At 52.1% G+C, this 812-nt stretch carries 1 protein-coding gene; it reads right to left on the bottom strand.

What is annotated here, in order from left to right; genetic code table 11:
* Positions 1-141: 141 nt before the first annotated feature.
* The coding region (locus C7K08_RS14750; RefSeq protein ID WP_241537298.1) for a helix-hairpin-helix domain-containing protein at positions 142-812 on the bottom strand (671 nt) is incomplete at its 5' end.

Genomic DNA, 812 nt, shown 5'->3' with positions numbered 1-812 from the left:
GTCGATGTATTGCTGTTAGTGCTACGGATTCTGTTTGTGGATTGCGGGCTTTGGCTAGTGCTTTCTCAATTGGTTTTGGCATTTATTGCGTTCCGGTGAGATGAAACATGGTTCGAGGACGACATCTGCAGTGCTGCCCGCTCATCTTTCCAACAATTCCAACAGCGCCGCTTCATCAAGGATGGCTACACCTAGCTGTTCAGCTTTCGTGAGTTTGCTGCCGGCTTCTTCGCCTGCAACCAAGTAACTGGTTTTTTTGCTTACTGAACCGCTTATTTTGCCGCCAGCGGCTTCAATCAATTCCTGGGCCTGGTTGCGCTTAAGAGTTGGCAGCGCGCCGGTTAATACAAATGTTTTACCCTCCAAGGGTTTGGGGGTGCCAGCATCGCCTGATGCATCGCCAGCAACTGCTTCTGGTGCTTCTAGGCAGAAACCCAGGATCTGCAACTCCTGCAGCAACGATTGGTTTGTGGCATTGCTGAACCATTCGGTGAGGGCTTCTGCAATTTCCTCGCCGATGCCATAGGTGGCCTGCAGAGCTTCTAGATCGTGCAATGCAGCCTTAGCCAGGGTTGCAGCGGAAGGAAAAGCAGATGCCAGGGCCTTGGCATTCACCGGGCCGATGTTGCGTATACCTAATGCAAACAGCAATCGATGCCACGGCTGCTGACGCGATTGCTCAAGGGCCGCCACCAGCTTTTCTGCTGAACGCTTGCCCATCCCCTCCAGCGACGCCAGCGTTGCAGTTTCTAATCGATACAGATCACTTAATTTAGTAATTAGCTCGCGTTCTACTAACAAGGCAATCGTGC

It is taken from the genome of Synechococcus lacustris str. Tous (assembly GCF_003011125.1).
Lineage (GTDB): Bacteria > Cyanobacteriota > Cyanobacteriia > PCC-6307 > Cyanobiaceae > Synechococcus_D > Synechococcus_D lacustris.
The sequence above is the reverse complement of the archived record's forward strand: the minus strand, read 5'-3'. Positions and strand labels throughout refer to the sequence as shown.